Origin of the sequence: Rhodoferax ferrireducens (assembly GCF_003347515.1) — a bacterium.
Lineage (GTDB): Bacteria > Pseudomonadota > Gammaproteobacteria > Burkholderiales > Burkholderiaceae_C > Rhodoferax.
The window spans coordinates 48558-66938 of the sequence record NZ_QEII01000243.1 but is presented as its reverse complement, the minus strand read 5'-3'; the positions used below and the strand labels follow the sequence as shown (position 1 = coordinate 66938).

Annotated in this window: 18 protein-coding genes; 14 read left to right on the top strand and 4 right to left on the bottom strand. The window is 55.4% G+C overall.

Annotated features, from left to right (window positions below; translation table 11 throughout):
• Nucleotides 1-11 precede the first annotated feature (11 nt).
• The gene (locus C5P05_RS08145; protein ID WP_114969356.1) at nucleotides 12-584 is read left to right on the top strand and encodes a lytic transglycosylase domain-containing protein; all 573 of its coding nucleotides are present in this window, start codon (nucleotides 12-14) and stop codon (nucleotides 582-584) included.
• Here C5P05_RS08145 and C5P05_RS08140 read toward each other — a convergent pair.
• On the bottom strand, nucleotides 514-1068 hold the full coding sequence (locus C5P05_RS08140) for a hypothetical protein (protein WP_157979248.1): 555 nt from the start codon (nucleotides 1066-1068) through the stop codon (nucleotides 514-516). The genes C5P05_RS08145 and C5P05_RS08140 overlap by 71 nt on opposite strands.
• Nucleotides 1069-1100: 32 nt before the next feature.
• Nucleotides 1101-1457, bottom strand: a complete 357-nt coding sequence (locus tag C5P05_RS08135) for a hypothetical protein (protein WP_114969354.1) — start codon at nucleotides 1455-1457, stop codon at nucleotides 1101-1103.
• Between the two features lie 221 nt (nucleotides 1458-1678).
• Between C5P05_RS08135 and trbB the strand changes: the two genes are divergently transcribed.
• The 3 genes from trbB (at nucleotide 1679) to trfA (ending at nucleotide 4424) form a co-directional block, all read left to right on the top strand.
• Nucleotides 1679-2644, top strand: coding sequence for a P-type conjugative transfer ATPase TrbB (trbB, locus tag C5P05_RS08130; RefSeq protein ID WP_114969369.1), 966 nt, complete (start codon nucleotides 1679-1681; stop codon nucleotides 2642-2644).
• 29 nt (nucleotides 2645-2673) lie between these two features.
• On the top strand, nucleotides 2674-3138 hold the full coding sequence (locus C5P05_RS08125) for a hypothetical protein (RefSeq protein ID WP_114969353.1): 465 nt from the start codon (nucleotides 2674-2676) through the stop codon (nucleotides 3136-3138).
• Between the two features lie 404 nt (nucleotides 3139-3542).
• Entirely contained in the window at nucleotides 3543-4424 is an 882-nt protein-coding gene (trfA, locus tag C5P05_RS08120) for a plasmid replication initiator TrfA (RefSeq protein ID WP_114969352.1), read from the top strand.
• A 14-nt stretch (nucleotides 4425-4438) separates the two neighbouring features.
• Here the strand turns inward: trfA and C5P05_RS33590 are convergent, their stop codons facing one another.
• Nucleotides 4439-4582, bottom strand: a complete 144-nt coding sequence (locus C5P05_RS33590) for a hypothetical protein (RefSeq protein WP_157979247.1) — start codon at nucleotides 4580-4582, stop codon at nucleotides 4439-4441.
• Nucleotides 4583-4996: 414 nt separating this feature from the next.
• Between C5P05_RS33590 and C5P05_RS08115 the strand changes: the two genes are divergently transcribed.
• The 10 genes from C5P05_RS08115 (at nucleotide 4997) to C5P05_RS08070 (ending at nucleotide 17197) form a co-directional block, all read left to right on the top strand.
• The gene (locus C5P05_RS08115) at nucleotides 4997-5338 is read left to right on the top strand and encodes a TrbC/VirB2 family protein (RefSeq protein WP_114969351.1); all 342 of its coding nucleotides are present in this window, start codon (nucleotides 4997-4999) and stop codon (nucleotides 5336-5338) included.
• Between the two features lie 23 nt (nucleotides 5339-5361).
• Nucleotides 5362-5685 (top strand): conjugal transfer protein TrbD, encoded by a 324-nt coding sequence (gene trbD, locus C5P05_RS08110; RefSeq protein ID WP_114969350.1) that lies wholly within the window; start codon nucleotides 5362-5364, stop codon nucleotides 5683-5685.
• Between the two features lie 2 nt (nucleotides 5686-5687).
• A complete protein-coding gene (locus C5P05_RS08105) occupies nucleotides 5688-8132 on the top strand; it encodes a transporter (RefSeq protein ID WP_114969349.1) in 2445 nt (814 codons plus the stop codon).
• A 158-nt stretch (nucleotides 8133-8290) separates the two neighbouring features.
• Nucleotides 8291-8986 (top strand): hypothetical protein, encoded by a 696-nt coding sequence (locus C5P05_RS08100; protein ID WP_114969348.1) that lies wholly within the window; start codon nucleotides 8291-8293, stop codon nucleotides 8984-8986.
• A gap of 14 nt (nucleotides 8987-9000) precedes the next feature.
• A complete protein-coding gene (gene trbL, locus C5P05_RS08095) occupies nucleotides 9001-10626 on the top strand; it encodes a P-type conjugative transfer protein TrbL (RefSeq protein WP_114969347.1) in 1626 nt (541 codons plus the stop codon).
• Between the two features lie 9 nt (nucleotides 10627-10635).
• The gene (locus C5P05_RS08090; RefSeq protein WP_114969346.1) at nucleotides 10636-12135 is read left to right on the top strand and encodes a toprim domain-containing protein; all 1500 of its coding nucleotides are present in this window, start codon (nucleotides 10636-10638) and stop codon (nucleotides 12133-12135) included.
• Nucleotides 12136-12342: 207 nt separating this feature from the next.
• The gene (locus tag C5P05_RS08085; RefSeq protein WP_114969368.1) at nucleotides 12343-13857 is read left to right on the top strand and encodes a Fic family protein; all 1515 of its coding nucleotides are present in this window, start codon (nucleotides 12343-12345) and stop codon (nucleotides 13855-13857) included.
• Between the two features lie 87 nt (nucleotides 13858-13944).
• A complete protein-coding gene (locus tag C5P05_RS08080; RefSeq protein ID WP_114969345.1) occupies nucleotides 13945-14598 on the top strand; it encodes a VirB8/TrbF family protein in 654 nt (217 codons plus the stop codon).
• 11 nt (nucleotides 14599-14609) lie between these two features.
• The gene (locus tag C5P05_RS08075; RefSeq protein ID WP_232834392.1) at nucleotides 14610-15728 is read left to right on the top strand and encodes a TrbG/VirB9 family P-type conjugative transfer protein; all 1119 of its coding nucleotides are present in this window, start codon (nucleotides 14610-14612) and stop codon (nucleotides 15726-15728) included.
• 185 nt (nucleotides 15729-15913) lie between these two features.
• A complete protein-coding gene (locus C5P05_RS08070) occupies nucleotides 15914-17197 on the top strand; it encodes a TrbI/VirB10 family protein (RefSeq protein WP_232834396.1) in 1284 nt (427 codons plus the stop codon).
• 464 nt (nucleotides 17198-17661) lie between these two features.
• Here the strand turns inward: C5P05_RS08070 and C5P05_RS08060 are convergent, their stop codons facing one another.
• Nucleotides 17662-18381: a GntR family transcriptional regulator gene (locus tag C5P05_RS08060; protein ID WP_114969342.1), complete on the bottom strand. Its 720-nt coding sequence runs from the start codon at nucleotides 18379-18381 to the stop codon at nucleotides 17662-17664.

Genomic DNA, 18381 nt, shown 5'->3' with positions numbered 1-18381 from the left:
TTGAGCTCTTGATGATGTGTGCACCCGCCGTCGATCCGGTCACCATGGCCGCTGTTGTGAAGCAGGAATCCGGCGGCCGGCCCTGGGTGGTCAACAACAACACGACAAGAAAATCAATGGCCTTTGCGTCCAAAGCTGTGGCCGTGGCCGCTGCGGTGGCGGCTGTCGGTCGTGGCGAAAGTGTTGATATGGGGTTGGCGCAAATCAATAGCAAAAATTTGCCCGCGCTGGGGCTGACTGTGGAACAGGTGTTCGACCCCTGCACCAACATTGCTGCCGGGGCAAACATTCTGGCTGCGAGCTATGGAAGAGCCGGCTCGCTCGGCGGCGCCCTGAGCATGTACAACACCGGCCGGTTTGATTCAAAAATCGGCGCTACCTACGCCCAAAAGGTGTTTGGACAAGCCGGGGTAAAGGTACCCAGCATACCGGGTGGGCAACTGGCAAAAAAACTGCCTGAAACATCTTCTTTTGCAGCCAACCCTGCCGCCATGGCGGCCGTGCGACTGACGGTTACGCCGTCGCCGTTTGCTGCCGGGCTTTCGCCCGTGAAGACGGCTTTACAGCCCGCAAATTGGCGTTGAACCGCTTTTGGGCACTGGCGACAATTTGTTTTTTGAGTTGAGACAAAACGGCCCGACCATTGGCACCCGTGAACCCAAAGGCATCGCCCAGATCGCTACCGGCCAAATTGTTCAGTTCATCAATTTGGTCCAGTTCCTGGCAGAACACCTGTTCAAATTGCAGCCGCTTGTCGAGCTGATTGGCCTTTTCATCTGGCGACTCAAACTCGTCGTGAATGTCGATCTCGCCTGCATCGTCTTCGTCACCCACGCCATCCAAGCGCCTGCCACTGCCACCCAGGCTTTCCAGGTTGTTGCCCCTGATTTTGTGCTTCAGAAGCTCAAACAGTGCGCCTTCATGGCCGGGTCGAAAGATATCCAGGTTCTTGTTTTCTGATTGCCGAGTGAGATAAAAAACAATAATTTCCTGCTCAATATCCCGTGCATCTTCACGCAGTTTGAAAGCCCATTTTTTCGACAAGGATCTGAAGTGTTTTGTATCCATCAAGAACCACCTTTGCGGATTTATTAAGCTATTCACCAAGCAGGCGATATTTGCAAGCCATTTGCCTTGATTAGTTTCTCAATCTGCCTTTTCAATGAATCTGGCAACTCGGCAAATTCTGTCAAGCGTTTGAACCCGGCCACCATCGCCTTGAGTGCCGCCTGAAGTGCCTTGACAGTAATTTTCCAAGTTCGAGCCTGACCAAATTTCTGCCAGGTTCGACTGAGCAAGAAAGCTTTTTGAAGCAACTTTTGATGCGCTTGATACTTCTTGACTGCCGCCACAAACGCAGAGTCACTGTTGCAAACCGTCTTCAAGGTTTGAAGACTTTTGAGTTCATCCGAATTGGCCGCTTGAACGATGTGGCTGGCAACTTCCGATACCTTCATTTTGATCCCTTGCGAATGTGTTGATGTCGGTAAATGTACCGAGTGGCCACAATTTCACAAGCAGAATAAATACCTCAAAATAAGGCAAGTGTCTGGCCAATAATTGGACAGCCGACAGCCAGTATTCAACGGCAATACCCCTTCAGTGCTGTCGGATTCTCGGGTTAGCGCACCTCTGAAAATGGATCTGCTTTGTGCTTGCGGATGGACGGTATGCCGGCATGAGCACACACCAGAACGCGTCCAGCCATGAGTTCCACCGTAGGTCGGACGATGCGTTGCGGCGCGCCCTCGGGACTGACATCCTGGCTGCCCTGGCTGATCATCAGGTGGTGGAGATCATGCTCAACCCGTCGGGCGACCTATGGACCGATTCCCACACCGGCGGGATGCAATGCATTGGCAAGATCGACCGTGTGCGAGCCATGGCGATTGTTGCCACGGTGGCGGCCATGCTGGGTACCACGGTCACACCTGACAACCCGATTTTGGAATGCGAGTTGCCCTTGGATGGTTCGCGGTTTGAAGCCTTGATTCCACCGGTTGTACCGGCGCCAACTTTTACCCTCAGAAAAAAGGCAACATTGATTTTTAGCCTGGCTGACTATGTTCGCACGGGAGTGATGACTGAGCTGCAAGCCACATTGATAAAAACTGCTGTTGCGGACAGAAAAAATATCCTGATTGCCGGGGGCACTGGCTCTGGCAAAACGACTTTGGCCAACGCTGTCTTGAATGAGATTTCCTTCATTTCACCAGATCACCGGATCGTCATCATTGAAGATGTGTTGGAACTCCAATGCAGTGTCAAAAACACGGTATTTTTAAGAACGTCAGTCAATATTGATCAAGTCAGCTTATTGCGAGCGACGCTTCGATTAAGACCCGACAGGATTGTTGTGGGTGAGGTCCGAGACAAGTCGGCTCTGGCGCTGCTGAAGGCATGGAATACGGGCCATCCAGGCGGTATTGGCACCGTTCATGCCAATTCTACTGGTGCAGCCTTGGTCCGAATCGGACAGTTAATTCAGGAAGCGGGTGTGCCTGCGGCACCTGAGTTAATCAGCGAAGCGGTCAATATGGTGATATCCATCCGCAGGAATTCCACCGGCCGAATTATTGATGAAGTAGCTGAAGTAACCAATTGGTCGAGTGCGATTGGTTTTGAGCTGAGACGACTTGGCTAATTTTGAATCAAATTCAAAACGAACGTCTTATGCAATTCAACTATTTTTTAGACACCCATATTTTCAATATCTTTGTTCAAAAGTCGTATGGAAAAGCAATGTTGGCTTGCGAATTTCTGATTGTCGGTATCTTACAATTTGACGTTGTTGCCGGCAATTTTTATGGTCAGGCAGCATGTCTTGTGGTTGGCATGGTATTTGTCAAATTGGCACACGTTGCCACACAAGCAGGGATCGGCAAGGCGGCTCAAATCGAGAACGCAATCAAGCAAAAAAACAGGGCTGAGGATGCTCACAAACAAAAAATTGCCAGGGTACTGCGGCGCGCTGCAATCGCACAGGTTGTGGCGCAATCATCTGTTTTTTGGTCTGCCATAAAAGCAATTGTTGCGACTGAACTGCAGGTGCGTTCAATTGTCAAATCGGTCCTGTGCACGGTGACCGATACGCTTACCCCAAAGCTTTTCCCGTGCCCGCCAACCGCCTGCGCGTGAGCGTCGGCGGGTCATCGATCCCGCCCGCTGGCTGCGTGGGCGCGCAAAACCTCCAAAATCTCTCGCTGGGATCAACTTTTAAAGTTGATCAAAATGCAAAATCTGGAACTCTTGGCGGCTGCTGATGTAGCGGCAATACTCAAGATCAGTGAATCGTCGATTTGGAATTGGCAATACGGGCGCAAAACGCCACCGGTCGGCTTCCCTCCTCCAGTAAAAATTGGCGCATCGGTTCGGTGGCGGTCGTCTGACATCCAGGTATTTATCCTGGGTTTGCCACTTACGACCACCGGTCGAATCCCACGGCCTGGACCGTTGCAGCCAGCCATGACGACGGTAGTTCTGGCTAAGCCGGTGCGTGGCCGTGGTCGGCCCCGCAAGATTCAGACTGGCGGGCTGGGTTGATGCCTCAAAAAAGGACCTTCGAAGAAAACCTGGCCCTGGCCAAAGCAAGGGGGCAACGAACTTCGGCGCTGCAAACAGTTGTTGCAGAAAGGTCTTTGGAGGTGCAGTTGCCATTGTGGGCGGAGGTTTGCCGGGGTGTTCCCAATAGCGTCCTGCGATCGGCACTTTTTGGCGTGGTGCGACGTGGCCCAAGGTCTTTCCAGCAGCGCGTGCAAAAGGCCAGCGTCGACGGTGTGAAGATCATTCACACCGGGCCGCAACTGGATCAGGCGGATCTGGATGTCTGGGAACAAGCTCTGCAGCTGGCCAGAACTGGCGGGCTTGGGTGCCGGATTCAGTTCACTGCCTCACACTTCTTGAAGTGCATTGGCCGCGGCAACGGCAAAAGTCAGCATGAATGGCTCAAAGGGGCATTCGCACGGTTGGCGGCCAGCGTGGTGGAAATCAAGGATGCCCACCGGGCGTATTTCGGGGCTATCCTGAGCCATGGCGGCAGGGACGATCACACCGGCCGTTACGTGATCGAAATGAATCCGAAAATCATCGAGCTCTATGGCCTTGACGGCTGGTCAAGTGTGGAATTTGGCCAGCGTATGGCGCTCAAAAAGCGACCCCTTGCCCAATGGCTGCACGGGTATTACAGCTCTCATGCCAAGCCATTCCCAGTCAAAGTTGAAACCTTGCACCGCCTGTGTGGCAGTCAAAATTTAGCCATCAAAGGGTTCAAGCAGGACCTGAAGTCAGCCCTGGAAAGACTGGAAAAAGTGACCAACTGGACCTGGAAAATCGATGCTTCAGACTTGGTTCACCTTTCAAAAATGCCAACTGCAAGTCAATCAAGGCATCTGCTCAAGCGTGGTCGATTTCGCGGATTGCCGTGAAACAGAACCCCAAATCAAACGACAGTAACCCAGTTGTCCAGCTGCAAGCCAGGCACCTTGGCAAACTTGCGGGTGTTGTTGGTGACAAGCAGGGCCTGTTGGCTCAGAGCGTGGGCGGCAATCATGGTGTCCGGCGAGCCGATGGGTGTGCGCGCCACGGCGCTCCGGGTCAGCCCGATGCAGTGGCAGTCTTGAGCGCCGCAGATTAGAGATAGATTAAAGACAGATTAGCTGCTTTTTGCTCCACTCCCAAGCCATTGATTTCGCTTGAGATTTTGCCAATTTTTAGTTGGTCGCGGTATGTGCTATGCCGTGCTTCGGTATCTGCTATGCCGTGGTTTGGTATGTGCTATGCCGTGCAGGTATCTGCTATGCCGTGTTCGCCGGTATGTGCTATGCCGTGAATTTGTGGATAACTTTTGCTGTCCGGCTGCTGGCCTCTCACTCCGCCAGACCCGAGTAGTTGAGCTGTATGGCACGGGAGCGCGACGCGTCGATTTGTTCATTTGCAGTCCAGCGGTATCAAGCACCAGCCAAACAGGCCGGTGTCTTTTTTCCAACTGGAGTAGATCGTGCATTTCCAAACAACCAAGCCTACCAAATCACTCAAAAAGCTGGTCACGCCTGTCATCTCGGGCATGGCCGCACTGGTATCCCAGGTGGCCCACGCTGGCCCAGCCCTGCCCTGGGACGGCCCGATCACCACGGTGGTCAACAACCTGACTGGGCCGGTGGCCACCGGCATTTCGACCGTGGCCTTCCTGGCAGCCGGTGCAGCGCTGATTTTTGGCGGTGACGACTTGGGCGGAATTGCGAAGAAACTTTTGTACGTGGTGCTCGGTGTGGCGCTGATCGTCTTTGGTGCCAACTTCCTGAGCATGATCGGTCTGGTCAACAGCGGTGCATTGATCTGATTCTGCCGTTTTGATAGCAAATCATGGCTGATCAAAGTTCAGACGTCGGCGCTGATTTTTCAGTGCCGCTGCATCAATCCATGCTCAGGCCCATGCTGCTGCTCGGTGCTGAGCGCGAACTGATCCTGGCGCTTGGCATCGTGGCCGGTGTGTTTATTGTTTCCTTGTTTCAACTGTGGGCCGCCATTTTCGGTCTGGCTTTGTGGGCCGTCGGCGCCTGGGTGTTGACCCGTGCAGCCAGTTTTGATCCCCAACTCTCCAAGACTTTTGGCCGTAGTTTGCGCTACCGCAAGCTTTACAAGAGCGCGGCAACACCGTTTGCCTCGCCCCGCACCTTTGGAGACTGACCATGCTCTTGAAAGAATTTCGCAGCCATGCCCAAGGGCTGCCTGATCTGCTGCCCTGGGCAGCGCTGATCGACAACGGCGTGGTCCTCACCAAATCTGGCGGTCTGCTGGCGGGCTTTGAATTTCGTGGCCCGGACCTGGACAGTGCCACCAAAGAGGAGTTGGCGGCCGTGTCGGCTCGCATCAATGCAGCCTTGGCACTCGATGATGGCTGGTGCTTGCATGTGGATGCTGTGCGTCGTCAATCCCCTGGTTACCCAGCGGACGGCGCTTTTCCGGACCGTACCACCCGACTGCTGGACGATTGCCGCCGTCTTGCGCATGAAGGCGAATGGGCTGGCTTTCAGAGTGACTACAGGCTTGTCTTGTGCTGGCATCCAGACCCTGATGCCGCGGCTAAAACCGAAATGCTGTTTGTGGATGGTGCTCAAAAGACCGGTGTGGCAGAGCGCAGCTTAATCCGTTTCAAAACCGCGCTGGCCGAAATTGAATCACGGCTGGCGGGTACGCTCAAGATCCGTCGCCTGGTGGACACCGTCGACACTGAAACCGGGGCTGTGGAAAGTCAACTTCTGGCGCATCTGGCGGCCTGTGTCGCCCTGGAGCCGCGGTCCAGTTTCGTCATGGGAACCGTGCCGATGTACCTGGATTCGGTACTGGGTCAACATGACTTTGTGACGGGGTTCGAGCCCCGGATTGATGACAAGACAGCCATATGCATTGCCGTCACGGGCTTTCCTGGCACAAGTTTCCCGGGGATCCTGGACTTCTTGTCACGCTTGCCAGTGGAATACCGCTGGTCAAACCGCTTCATCTTCATGCCGGTGCGTGAGGCTGACAAGGCGTTGGGCAAGTACCGATCAAAGTGGGCTCAAAAGCGGCTCTCACTGATGAATTTGATGCGCTCAAGCCAAGGAGGCGGTGTCACGCACGTGAATGCGGATGCGGACGACATGGCTGCGGATGCGGTCGCGGCCATGGCTGAAGCCAGCAGTGGCCTGGTGCGATTTGGTTATTACACCAGCGTCGTTTTGCTCTCCAGTGCGAATCTCCAGCAATTGCGTGATGCGGCTCAGTACGTGACAAAAATGATCGCCAATGCCGGGTTTTCAGCTCGGGTCGAATCCGTCAATGCGGTGGAAGCCTATTTGGGAAGCATGCCTGGCAACCTGTTTGCCAATGTGCGCCGCCCGCTGGTCAACACCTTGAACCTGGCTCACTTGCTGCCGCTCACGGCGATTTGGGCCGGGCCTGAGGTCCATCCCTGTCCTTTTTATCCTGAGCATTCAGCCCCGCTGCTGCAGGCCAAAACCGATGGCGCGACACCTTACCGACTCAGTCTGCACGCTGGCGATTTGGGACACACGGCCATCATTGGCCCGACCGGCTCGGGAAAGTCCACCCTGCTGGCAACGCTGGTGGCGCAGCATTTTCGCTATTCCAGAGCGCAAGCCTTTGTCTTTGACAAAGGTTATTCCATGTTCCCCTTGGTGGCGGCCGCCGGTGGTGAGCATTACGACATTGCGGGCGAATCCGACAACATCACCTTTTGCCCCTTGGGGCGCATTGATGATGAAGTTGAGCGCACTTGGGCGGCTGAATGGCTGGAAAGCTTGGCAGAGCTGCAAGGTGTGGTCATGTCGCCGGAGTTGCGCAAGGAACTCTTTCGTGCGGTGAACCAGTTGGCGGCTTCAACCGACTGCGCGGAGCAACGCACGCTGTCAAATTTTTTGCTGACATTGCAGGACAACCGTCTGCGTGAAGCCCTGGAGTACTACTCACTGCGTGGCGCGGCTGGTCGGTTGCTGGATGCCGAAAGCGACGGAATGCAGGCTGACATCTTCCAGGTCTTCGAGCTTGAACACCTGATGGCACGCGGCGAAAAGATCGTGCTGCCCGTCCTTGCCTATCTGTTTCATCGGCTTGAGCAACGTTTTCAGGGGCAACCCACCTTGCTGGTGCTTGATGAGGCCTGGATCATGTTGGGCCACCCCGCATTCAGGGCCAAAATTCGCGAGTGGCTGAAGGTGCTGCGCAAGTCGAACGTGGCGGTCATTTTTGCCACCCAGTCCCTGAGCGATTTGTCGCGCAGTGGCATTGCCGATGTGATTTTTGAATCCTGCCCGTCAAAAATCCTGTTGCCAAACCCGCAAGCACAAACCGAAGCCTTGTGCGGGCTGTATCAAGCGATTGGACTCAACCGGCGGCAAATCCAGATCGTCAGCAACGCGGTGCCAAAACGCCAGTATTACCACCTGCACCCGGACGGCTCGCGCGTGTTCGAGTTGGGTCTTACGGCACCTGAAATGGCATTTGTGGGCGCCAGTGGACGCGAAGATTTGACGCGGATTCGGCATCTGCAAAAGCTTGATGCACGCGGCTGGCCGTCTGCCTGGCTGCGTGAACGCGGTCAGTTCGATGCCGCCCGTTTATGGGATAGCTATTGACTGTGACAGGTCAGCAAAGAGCATCTGGCCCGACGCTCGCACAGACCTCCCCTGTGTCACCACGGTTTTACTGGTTGTTTGATCGTGGGAGGGCCACCTTTAATCGTTGACTTGCGTGCGGCCGGTATGTGGCTACAGCACTCAAAGAAGGGAATCCCATGAAGCTCAAAAAACTGCTTTCCAGCGCCGCAGCGGCAGTTGTTTTTGCGTCAGTGCCATCAGCTCATGCTGCAGGTGGCGGGTTTGTGGGCGCAATGGAAGCCACACAGTGGCTGAACAACGCCGAGTTGGTCAATGTCTATTCGAGCAATCTGGAACAACTGCAGCAGCAAATCCAGATGTACCAAAACATGTACCAAAACACGCTTGGAATTCCAATTCAGGCGTGGAGCGGCATTGCGGGACGTTTGACTTCGCTGGTCAGCACGATACAGAACACCCAAGGCATTGTGAACGCAACCGTGAATTCCATCACCGATATGCAAACGACCTACGGCAATGGCAATTTGCTGTCGAACCAGCAGCAAAATCTGATGAATTGGAACAAAGGCTTGAACAACCAGATTGGCGCGGCATTGCAGCAACTGGGCTACAACGCCAATAATTTTTCAACCACGCAAAGTGCTTTGCAGCAAATTCAGCTGGCATCCCAAACAGCGGCTGGCCGCCTGCAAGCGATTCAGGCTGGCAATCAAATTGCCGGCTTGATGGTGAATGAAACCCAAGCCCTGCACGGCACCATCATTGCGGCGGAACAGGCCCGACTGAATGCCGTAGCCAAACAGGAAAACGAAAAATACCAGGACGAAATCCTGTACCGCAATTTCTTTCGCAACCACTCCGGCAAATACTGAGCGGAGTATTGGTGATGCGTGCAACGCTTTTCCTGCTGCTGTTCGGTATCGCGCCGTTGGCGAATGCCGCGGGCATGATGGATACGTTGGTCAGTCAAGTTCAAAGCGCATCCGGTGGATGGATGTCGACTGCGCTGGGTTACGCTACCAACTTGTTTTTTGGCTTAGCCGCGATTGAATTCGCCTGGTCGGCCATTCAACTCACCCTCAAGAAATCAGAGCTTTCCGAGATCATGGTCGGGACCCTGTTCAAGGTCATGTCCCTCTCATTTTTTGCCATGGTACTGATCAAGGCGCCCGAGTGGATTCCTGCCATTGTGAATTCATTCAAGGCAGCCGGCGCCGGTGTGGGCGGAAGTACAGTTTTGTCGCCATCGGCGGTGTTTGATCAAGGCTTGCAAGTGGCCGCCAGTCTGATGCAGTTCTCCAATGATGCCGCGCCCAGCACCGGCAGCATGATCATCAACACCTTGACCAATTCCGGTCAGGGTCTTGGCAAATTCATGTTGAGCTCCATCATCATTGGCGTTGCTTCTGTTTTCATCATTCTTGGCTACGGTCTGATTGCCGTCCAACTGCTCATCACACTGGTCGAGTCGTATTTGATCATTGGCGGCGGTGCCTTGATGCTCGGGTTTTCGGGCTCACGTTGGACGCACAATTTGTCAGAGAAATATTTTGGCTACGCGATTTCCATTGGCGTCAAACTGTTCACCATTTATTTGATCATTGGCTTTGGTGACAGCTTCACCCAAGCCCTGAAAGACACCATTGCGGCTGCGTACGCGGCGCATCCTGAAGGCCCCAGTTTTGGTGACTATTTGGGTGTGGGTGGCGCATCGCTGTTCTATGGCGTGACCGGCTACATGGCACCCGGCCTGGCTGGGTCGATGCTGAACGGCACGGTGGCCATGTCGCTGCAAAGCGCTGGCACGGCGGCTGGCATGGTGGGTGGTGCACCTGTGGCGGCGGGACTCGCTGCAAGTGCGGCCGGTGCGCGCGCCTTGGGGCTTGCGGGCGGTGCCATGGGTGCGTTGATGCCCGTTCAAAAAGCTGCGGGTGCCATTGGTGGCTCTTCTGCTGGCGTCGGCTTTGGTGGTGGCATCAGTGGTGCGGTCACCCCTGTCAACCCTTTTCAAACCAGTGCGAACGCGAGCAGTGGTGGCCAGGGCGTACCCGGTGGTTTGGGCGCTGCAGTCCAGAGCAGCATGGCTGGCAAGTCGGGTGGCGGCACTGGCAGTCACCTCGGTGCATTTTCACCCTCCCCCTCGCCGCCTCCTTCTGACAGTCCTGTGGCTTGGCAAGGCTTGAACGCGGGTAGTCAAAGTCTTGGCCAGACCCAAGCTCCTGGTTTTGTTGATGCGCGTTTTGATCCATTTGCGAGTCCACGTGATGGCGGCTCCAGCAAAAGCCAACCAACCAGCAACGAAACCGGTGGCATGCCTGCCAATTCATTCGATGCAAGGTCTGCACAACAACGATTTGAGACCGACTACAAGCAAGAACCAAGTGGCGTGGCAGACAAGCTCAACAGTTTTTCAAAGCGTTTGCAATACGCTGCGGATCGCAGGAAACCGCATTGGGTGAGTGATGGTCATCTGGGTCACGCGCCAGGCTTGCGCATGGGGCTCGATTCTTGAAGAATCACTATGGATTCATTGCAAAAGATTGAGAACTACCTCGTTGCCCGAGGCTGCGAAATTCACAAAATCAAAGACCATTTGGTCGAATTTCGTCTGCCCGGTGAAACCAGTCGAACGCCCGGTGGTCGACTGTCCCTGGCACGGGATGGTTCTCTGAAAATGTGGCATCGCTACGCAGAAAAGGGGCTCGCAGCGGGTGAGCCTTGGCTTGCCGCAGGCGACATCCCTCTTGGAGACAAAACTACCCCGGCGCTCCGGGCGCATGTCGACCAGCTGACCGTGCACCAAGAACTGGCGGCACTGAACAAAGTGCCCAAATTTTTGTCTGCACCAGGGCAACTGCGCTCGTATCACCCGGAACAAGTGTGGCGAGCGGCAGATGCGTCCTTACAGGCGGCTGGTTTGATTCCGTCGCGCTTGAAAGGACGTTACTGCGATGGCTCGGATCAAAAACCAGTCTACAAGCTGCTGGTGTCGAACGACGGCGTTGCAACCGCTTTTTCATTTCGTGGCGACATCGATCTCCCTGCACCATGGCGGGAAGGCAGGCAAACCAGTGATGGCAAGAAAACCATGTTCGTCACGGGACGCGATTTGGGACTGGATGGCGATCTTGCACCACCCCGGTCTTCACCTGTTTTACCGCGCCCGGTGAAAGCGTCTGAATTTAATCCGGTCGATCTGGACTTGAATCGAGACACCATCAATTCATGGATGGCTGCTGAAATCCCGCCCGCTGATCATAGGCACCTTGTCAAAGGTAATGCCACTTTGGATGGCTCGGATTTGCGGGTGTATCTCAGGCATCATAGATATGCCGGTACGATGATGGTTCCCATGTTTCGCCCTGATCCGTTGGGCAGGCCAGGCATGGTGGAGTTGTGCGGTGTGCAACACCTAATGCCCAAGCTTACGTTCAGCACCGACAAGATCATGGCCAAAGGCTCGCGAACGGTCGGCGCCTTTGTGCCTTTCCCTACTCCTGATTCACTAATGCGAGCAATGACTGGCGATTCCCTGGCTCCGATTCAGGCGTGGCTGGCAGTCGCTGACAAAACGAAGCCGCTGGTGATCTCTGAAGGGGTGGCAACAGGACTTGCGATTCAACAAAGCGGTGCGGGCAACACGCTGTGCGCCCTATCGTCCAACAATGTGATGGCAGTCGCCAAATGGGTCAAAGAAACCGGCCTGTCGGACATGTTTCCAAGTGTCGTCATTGCAACCGATCACGACATTGGCCGTGATGCGGCGGGAAGACTCAAATCGAATGCCATCCCGCGTGCCTTGGAGGCTGCAAATTTGACAGTGTTCGCTTTGGCCGTGCCTCCTGCGACAAGTCAAGTTGGCACTGATGCGCGGGACCTGCTCGGCCAAGGTGGCACCCAGGCCGTTCGCGACTACATTGCCAGCGCTGCACCGGCTGCCGACGTGGCGAAAGCGAGATCCGACATCTTTCTGTCGGCGAACGTAAATCAGCTTTCCAAAGAACCAGAATTCGAGCGGTGAGCTTGGCTGAAGCAGGTTCGGAAGATTCCTTGATTAGCGATTAATCCGACAAAAAAGGATGTAATTCTGCAGTTTTCAGACATATCTACCCTCTGCGCCCGACGAGTCAGCACAAAATCCGACAAACCCCATTTTTCAGAATGAAACACTTTTCCGACAAAAAGTGTCACAATAATATAAATATCAGACAAATATTAAGTGATCGACATGGCAATCAAGCAAAAATCCGACGTTTCTCTGCCTGAGCTTCTGCTCACAGGTAAGGGCGACCCCGCTGCAGACCGCAAGGTCATTCGGCTAGCCAGTGACGGGTTACTGTTGAAGCTGTACCAGGGTATCTATACAAGCAACCTGGCCAGCCCCCCAGAATCGGTCGTACTGCGTCATTGGGCGAGTATTGTGAGCCACCTACTGACTGACGGGATCCTCAGCTATCGAAGCGGCTATGACGCAAAGCCCTTCGAGGGCCGTATTTATGTTACGCGCGGGGATCGGCCGCGAATCCTGGAGTTGCCGGGCCTCGCCATCAAGGTTATCCCAGGACCAGGCGCAGTTGAGGGTGACACGCCCTACAAGGGCTTTTTCCTGGCCAGTCAATCTCGCTGGTTGTTGGAGAACCTGGCAATTGGCCGCGGTGTCGGTGAGCGAACGCTTTCTCAGGAAGTGCTTGAGTCGGAGCTCGACAAGGTTCTTTCAATTCGTGGGGAGTACCGATTCAATCAACTCCGGGATACCTGCCGCACGCTGGCAGAAAAATTGGGCCGGGAAAAAGAGTTCAAGCGCCTGGATGGCATCATGGGCGCCATGCTGGGGACCCACGAGAGCGAAAAGCTGCACAGCCAACAAGCGCTTGCCCGCGCTGCCGGACGCCCCTATGACCCAGACCGTCTCGCCCTTTTCGACACACTGTTCAGCCGCCTGCGAATGGAGGCTCTGCCGGAGGTGGCCTCCACCGCGGACGTGGGGGTATCGCGCGAGAACTTCGCGTTCTTCGAGTCGTACTTCTCGAACTATATCGAGGGCACCACCTTTCTGGTCAGTGAGGCCGAGGAAATTGTGTTTGAAGGTAAGCTCATCGCGAACCGAACCGAGGACTCCCACGACATTCTGGGAACCTTCCAGGCTGCCATGCGAGCCCCCTGGCGCGACCAGCCAGCCAGCACGGCTGACGACTTCCTGGGTTGGCTAAAAAACGTCAACGCGCTGGTCATGCAGTCCCGACTGGACAAAAACCCTGGGGAGTGGAAAAACCAAAACAACCAGGCGGGGTCGACGCTATTTGTTTCCCACGAGTTCGTGCAGGGCACGCTTCGTGAAGGCTTCGAGCGGATTTACGCGCTGGAGGACCCCCTGGCTCGCGCACTGATGACCATGTTCGTCATCTCTGAAGTTCACCCCTTCAAAGACGGTAACGGAAGAACGGCGCGACTTGCGATGAACTGCGTGCTGAGCGCGGCAGGCCGGTCACGCATCATCGTGCCGACGGTCTATCGCGAAGATTACCTGTTGCCGCTGAAAAGCCTGTCGAACCATGCCGACGCAACGCCCTACATCCGAGCCATGACCCGTATCCAGGCCTGGACGGCTGCCTTTGACTACACCCGACCACGCCACGAGCTCCACCAAGCGCTAAAGCAGTGCAATGCCTTCGAAGAAGACCTACGAAACTACCGGTTGGTGTTCCCGGAAACCAAAGCAGAAATTGCTAGAGACAGCGGGTAGAGCGAACGGCTGGGGGGTTTGCTTCCTTTTTTTGTGCTGCTTGCGCCAAAACGGTATTTGGCAACAGCACTCAAAAAGGACGCATGCATGTCAAAACAAAATCCATACCTCAACGCCCGCCGGGAGTGGGATGAGCGATACGGAGGGTTGATCTCACGCGCGCGCAATTGGCAACTCATTGCCGCTGGCTCCTTGGCTGTCGCGGTTGTGGCTGTGGTGGGCATTGCTTTCATCGGGTCCCAATCAAAGATCCAGCCGTTTGTGGTTGTCACCGATCAACTTGGCTCGCCTGTTGCTGTGGCTCGTCCTGCGCCGGTTGCCAAGGCTGATTTTGACAAGCGGTTGATGGTGGCCCAACTGGCCGCCTTCATCAAAGACGTCCGCTCCATGTTGCCCGATGCTGTTGCCCAACAGGTCACGCTTAACCGGGTGTATGCCATGGCTGGGCGCGACGTGGCTGGGTTTCTAAATGATTTTTTCAAAGACAACTCACCTTTCTCAGTCGATGGCTCTGTCACCCGCGTGGAGGTTTCATCCGTCATTCCACAAGGGGGCGAAACCTACCAAGTGTCTTGGGTGGAAACAAAGGCCAAGCCTGGGGCGACGGCTGTGGCGGAACACTGGAAAGCGGTCGTCATGGTCGGGGTTGACGCCAAGCTGGCGGAAAACCAGAAAGTCGCGCTTTGGAACCCGTTTGGCATTTACGTCAAGTCCATTTCCTGGACAAAAGAAGTTCTGTAAAGGCAGTCATCATGAAAAAATCCATCCTCACTCTCGCCGCACTTTCCTTGGCTGCCAGTGCATTTGCACAGTCAAATGGTGCAGCTTCGTCAACCAAGCCTGCCGCCGTCGAAACCATCGAAGCGAACGATCATGGCCTGATATCCACTCAACCATTACCCCCGCGATCAGTTCCAGCAGTTGAAGCCCTGGCTTTGCATCCCACCCCTGCAAAGCAACAAATCACGGCATCCCCTGAAGTCTTGGCTCCGACACCCATGCTGCCAACAGCCAAGGTCCAGGTCAGAAAACTTCCTGCCGCCGATGCCGCAAGGCTTGCCGCCGCGCAACGCTGGGAACAAACAGGCACGGCTGATGCGCTGGTCGGCGCCGGTGGCGTTGTCGAATATCCCTATGGGTATTCACGTCCCACGATTACTTGCGCACCCTTACACGTCTGCTCTGTTGCACTGCAAGAGGGAGAAGCAGCGACCAGCGTGTCGATTGGCGATACGGTGCGATGGCTATTGCAGACCGCAACAGCCGGGACAAAACCGGTGATGATGATCAAACCGACACAGGCAGGCCTGTCAACCAATCTGGTGGTGACCACAGACAAGGGCCGCATCTATTACATGCACCTGGTCTCAAACAAAACCGAGTATGTGCCTATGGTGAGTTGGTATGACCCGGCTGCAATGACGCGCGACTTGAGCGCCGAGGCGCAAACATCGGCACGGCAAAAGGCAGAATTTGAGGCAACGATGGTTGCCACCAAGATTGCCGCCGAACAGGCCAAAGCCCAAAGGGTCGTGGCGGACAAGTCGGTTGGCAAACTTGATCCAACAACGCTTGATTTTGGCTACACCTGCACCGGTGAGGCGGCGTTCAAGCCTGCGCGTGTCTTTGCCAATGACACGCACACGTTCATTCAATTGCCGCCGGGTGCATCAGCCAGTGATGCACCAGCGGTGTTCAATGTCTCGAACAATGAAACCGAGCTGCTGAATTCCCGGCTGGTGAATGGCTATTACATCCTCGATGGCAAACCCGCCAAACTCAGTCTTGTTCTGGGTGTGGGTGCCAGCGCCCAAACCGTCCAGTGCCAAAAATCATCGCCAAACAGTCTGTTCAGCTGGGGCGCCAAATGATGTTCAGATTCGGCAAAAAGTCCCAAGCTGACGATCCAGCGGACGTTGAGGTGGCGGCCATTGATGGCCCGGGTCAGCCGCTGGAAATCCATACGCCACCACCTGGCACCAAGCGACTGTCCAAGAAAGGGCAGTTTTTACTCTTGGGCGGCGCGTCAACGGTGGCATCGGCGATTTTGATCGGCGTGATGATCAGTGGCAAAAGTGGCGGCAATGCTGAGTCTAAAAAGCAATTGACCGCCAGTGATGCACCAGGCCAAACGGCCCCGTACAAGGAAAACGCTGAAGACATCCAGCGCAGAGCAACTGTTGCGGCTGCAGCGGTTGGCAATCAAGCCACTCTTCAAATGGCTGATGGGCAGCAAACAGGGCCATTGACAAGCCGCTCGTCAAATCCAAAAGGCAGTTCTGGGGGAACTCAAACTGCCAGTGGTGGTGCCTCACCGCCCTCACCCGCTGAGGCACACCGGTTGTGGCTGCAAAAGCGCAAGTATGAGCGCATTCAGGGGCACCTCATGGCATCTGACTCAGCCGAAACAGCGGACATCAGCAAGGGTGGTGCCGCGCTGGCTGCCAAATCGGCTGCGGGAGGAATCATGGGCGTGAATGCTGATGGTGAGGCCGTGGTTGGCGGTGTGAACCAAAAGCTGTCAGCCGCCAATGGGCGTGCTGCGACTGCCCGTGCGTCGGCTACGGCTGAGGCCATGCGCATGGCGAATTCGCCAGCCGGGGTGGCAGGTACCGGCAGTAATTCAGGAAATTTACCTCCCACTTTGGCTGCTGGCGGCTCCGCCGGTCTTGACCCTGCAGTGGCGGCCCAAGCGCGCAACAAGGCTTTCATGAAAGAAGCATTTGACAACGGCTACTTGCCAGAATTGCTCAAACCCAAATTGGGGGAATTTGAATTGACGGCTGGCTCCGTCATCCCCGCGGTCATGCTGTCTGGCATCAATTCCGATCTGCCTGGAACCATCGTGGCCCAAACCCGCCAAACTGTTTATGCCACCAATGACCCCGACACTGTGGTGATCCCACAGGGTTCGCGCCTGGTCGGCAGGTACTCTGCTGATGTCGCCTATGGTCAATCACGGGTGCTGGCGGCGTGGGATGAACTGATCTTGCCCAATGGTTCGCGGATTTCCTTGCGCGCCATGTCGGCAGCCGACGGTCAAGGTCAATCCGGCATGGAAGATCAGGTGAATAACCACTTCTGGAAAACCTGGTCGTCAGCGCTGTTGGTGTCGTTCTTGGGGGTTGCCGCCCAGCAGTCGCAACCGCAAAACCAGGGGGCATTCAACACGCCATCCGGCTCGACTCAAGCCTCTGCTGCTGCCATGAATTCTTTGAGTGACGTCAGCTCGAAGATTTTGCAGAAAAGCTTGAACATTTCACCCACGCTGCAAATCCGCCCCGGCATGGCTTTCAACGTCATGGTCAACCGCTCAATCATCTTGCCGACCTACCGATGATCATGGCACTGCACGGCGACTCTAACACCGCGTCGTTCGGCAGATGCCGATCCGCTCACAACACACCGCGTCAAACAGACGGATGCCAGTGTCAGCTTACTGGCAAATCAATTTCATGAATTTGAAAGCCATCTAGTCGCCCATCTTGGCTGACTTCAACGTGCCCATAACGGTCATCAAGGTCCGTGTGAAGCGGCCATTCATTTTTGCCCATCGAATGGAAGAGCTGACATTCCCAAAAGGCCCGTCAACTGGGATTGACATTCGAGTGGCCATTTTTTTAGCGTCAACATGGTTTGAGTTGGATTCTGGAGACGCATCTTTTGTTGGATTGGTTTTTAAGCTTGATGTTGAATATAGTGGCGGCAGAACGTTGTCGGCGCCGATAAAGATCTGACCTGGTCAAATTGGCGTAGGCATAAGTGCCACTTCAAAAAATTTCAAGGTATTCCCTGGGCCTGCGGCTACTTCAGCTTCGACTGGTTCGCTTGCAGCCGCACGATGTCATGCGTCAAGCGGATGTGTGCCTCCAGCGCCAAAGAAGCGCGTGCCTCCTGGCGGCCCACGGCGGCACGAAAGATGTCTTCGTGTTCCTTGTGCACATCGCGTCCGCTGGCGTGCGCTGCGGTTAGTCGCCAGTTTATGTTGCGGTAACGCTCGGCATGGCGGTACAGGATGGACAGTAGGTACTTGCTCCAGTTTGAATCAAAGCTTGCAATCAGTGCCTCATGAAAGGCCTTGTTGCGGCGCTCCCAAAGCTCAGAGCCAGACTCTGCTAGGTCTCTTTCGGTCTGGCTCAAGCACTCGTAGCTTTGCACCAGCGCGGCCTCCCATTGGGCATCACCATGGCGAATGGACTGGCGCAAGGCCTCCGTTTCCAGCATCACGCGGGTGTTGGTCACGTCTTCCAGGTCTGCCAGCGAGATCGTTGCCACCCGAAAACCGCGCTGGCCTTCCGAGGTGACGAGCGCATCGGACATCAGCAGCGACAAAGCCTCGCGCAGGGTACCCGCGCCCACCTCGTACTGATCTTTCAGGTGCTCCACGCGCAGGCGCTCGCCGGGTACCAGCTTGCCGCACACCACGTCGTGGCGCAGGGCCAGGTAGGCGCGCTCCACCAGCGTGCGCGGCGCTGGAGCTTCGTTGGCTGAGTCTGCAACACGGTTTTTTTGAATGCTTGACAT

Coding starts and splice junctions, on each gene's coding strand:
- C5P05_RS08145 (WP_114969356.1), top strand. CDS start 12: ATGATGTGTGCACCCGCCGTCGATCCGGTCACCATGGCCGCTGTTGTG.
- C5P05_RS08140 (WP_157979248.1), bottom strand. CDS start 1,068: ATGGATACAAAACACTTCAGATCCTTGTCGAAAAAATGGGCTTTCAAA.
- C5P05_RS08135 (WP_114969354.1), bottom strand. CDS start 1,457: ATGAAGGTATCGGAAGTTGCCAGCCACATCGTTCAAGCGGCCAATTCG.
- trbB (WP_114969369.1), top strand. CDS start 1,679: ATGAGCACACACCAGAACGCGTCCAGCCATGAGTTCCACCGTAGGTCG.
- C5P05_RS08125 (WP_114969353.1), top strand. CDS start 2,674: ATGCAATTCAACTATTTTTTAGACACCCATATTTTCAATATCTTTGTT.
- trfA (WP_114969352.1), top strand. CDS start 3,543: ATGCCTCAAAAAAGGACCTTCGAAGAAAACCTGGCCCTGGCCAAAGCA.
- trbD (WP_114969350.1), top strand. CDS start 5,362: ATGGCTGATCAAAGTTCAGACGTCGGCGCTGATTTTTCAGTGCCGCTG.
- C5P05_RS08105 (WP_114969349.1), top strand. CDS start 5,688: ATGCTCTTGAAAGAATTTCGCAGCCATGCCCAAGGGCTGCCTGATCTG.
- C5P05_RS08100 (WP_114969348.1), top strand. CDS start 8,291: ATGAAGCTCAAAAAACTGCTTTCCAGCGCCGCAGCGGCAGTTGTTTTT.
- trbL (WP_114969347.1), top strand. CDS start 9,001: ATGCGTGCAACGCTTTTCCTGCTGCTGTTCGGTATCGCGCCGTTGGCG.
- C5P05_RS08090 (WP_114969346.1), top strand. CDS start 10,636: ATGGATTCATTGCAAAAGATTGAGAACTACCTCGTTGCCCGAGGCTGC.
- C5P05_RS08085 (WP_114969368.1), top strand. CDS start 12,343: ATGGCAATCAAGCAAAAATCCGACGTTTCTCTGCCTGAGCTTCTGCTC.
- C5P05_RS08080 (WP_114969345.1), top strand. CDS start 13,945: ATGTCAAAACAAAATCCATACCTCAACGCCCGCCGGGAGTGGGATGAG.
- C5P05_RS08075 (WP_232834392.1), top strand. CDS start 14,610: ATGAAAAAATCCATCCTCACTCTCGCCGCACTTTCCTTGGCTGCCAGT.
- C5P05_RS08060 (WP_114969342.1), bottom strand. CDS start 18,381: ATGTCAAGCATTCAAAAAAACCGTGTTGCAGACTCAGCCAACGAAGCT.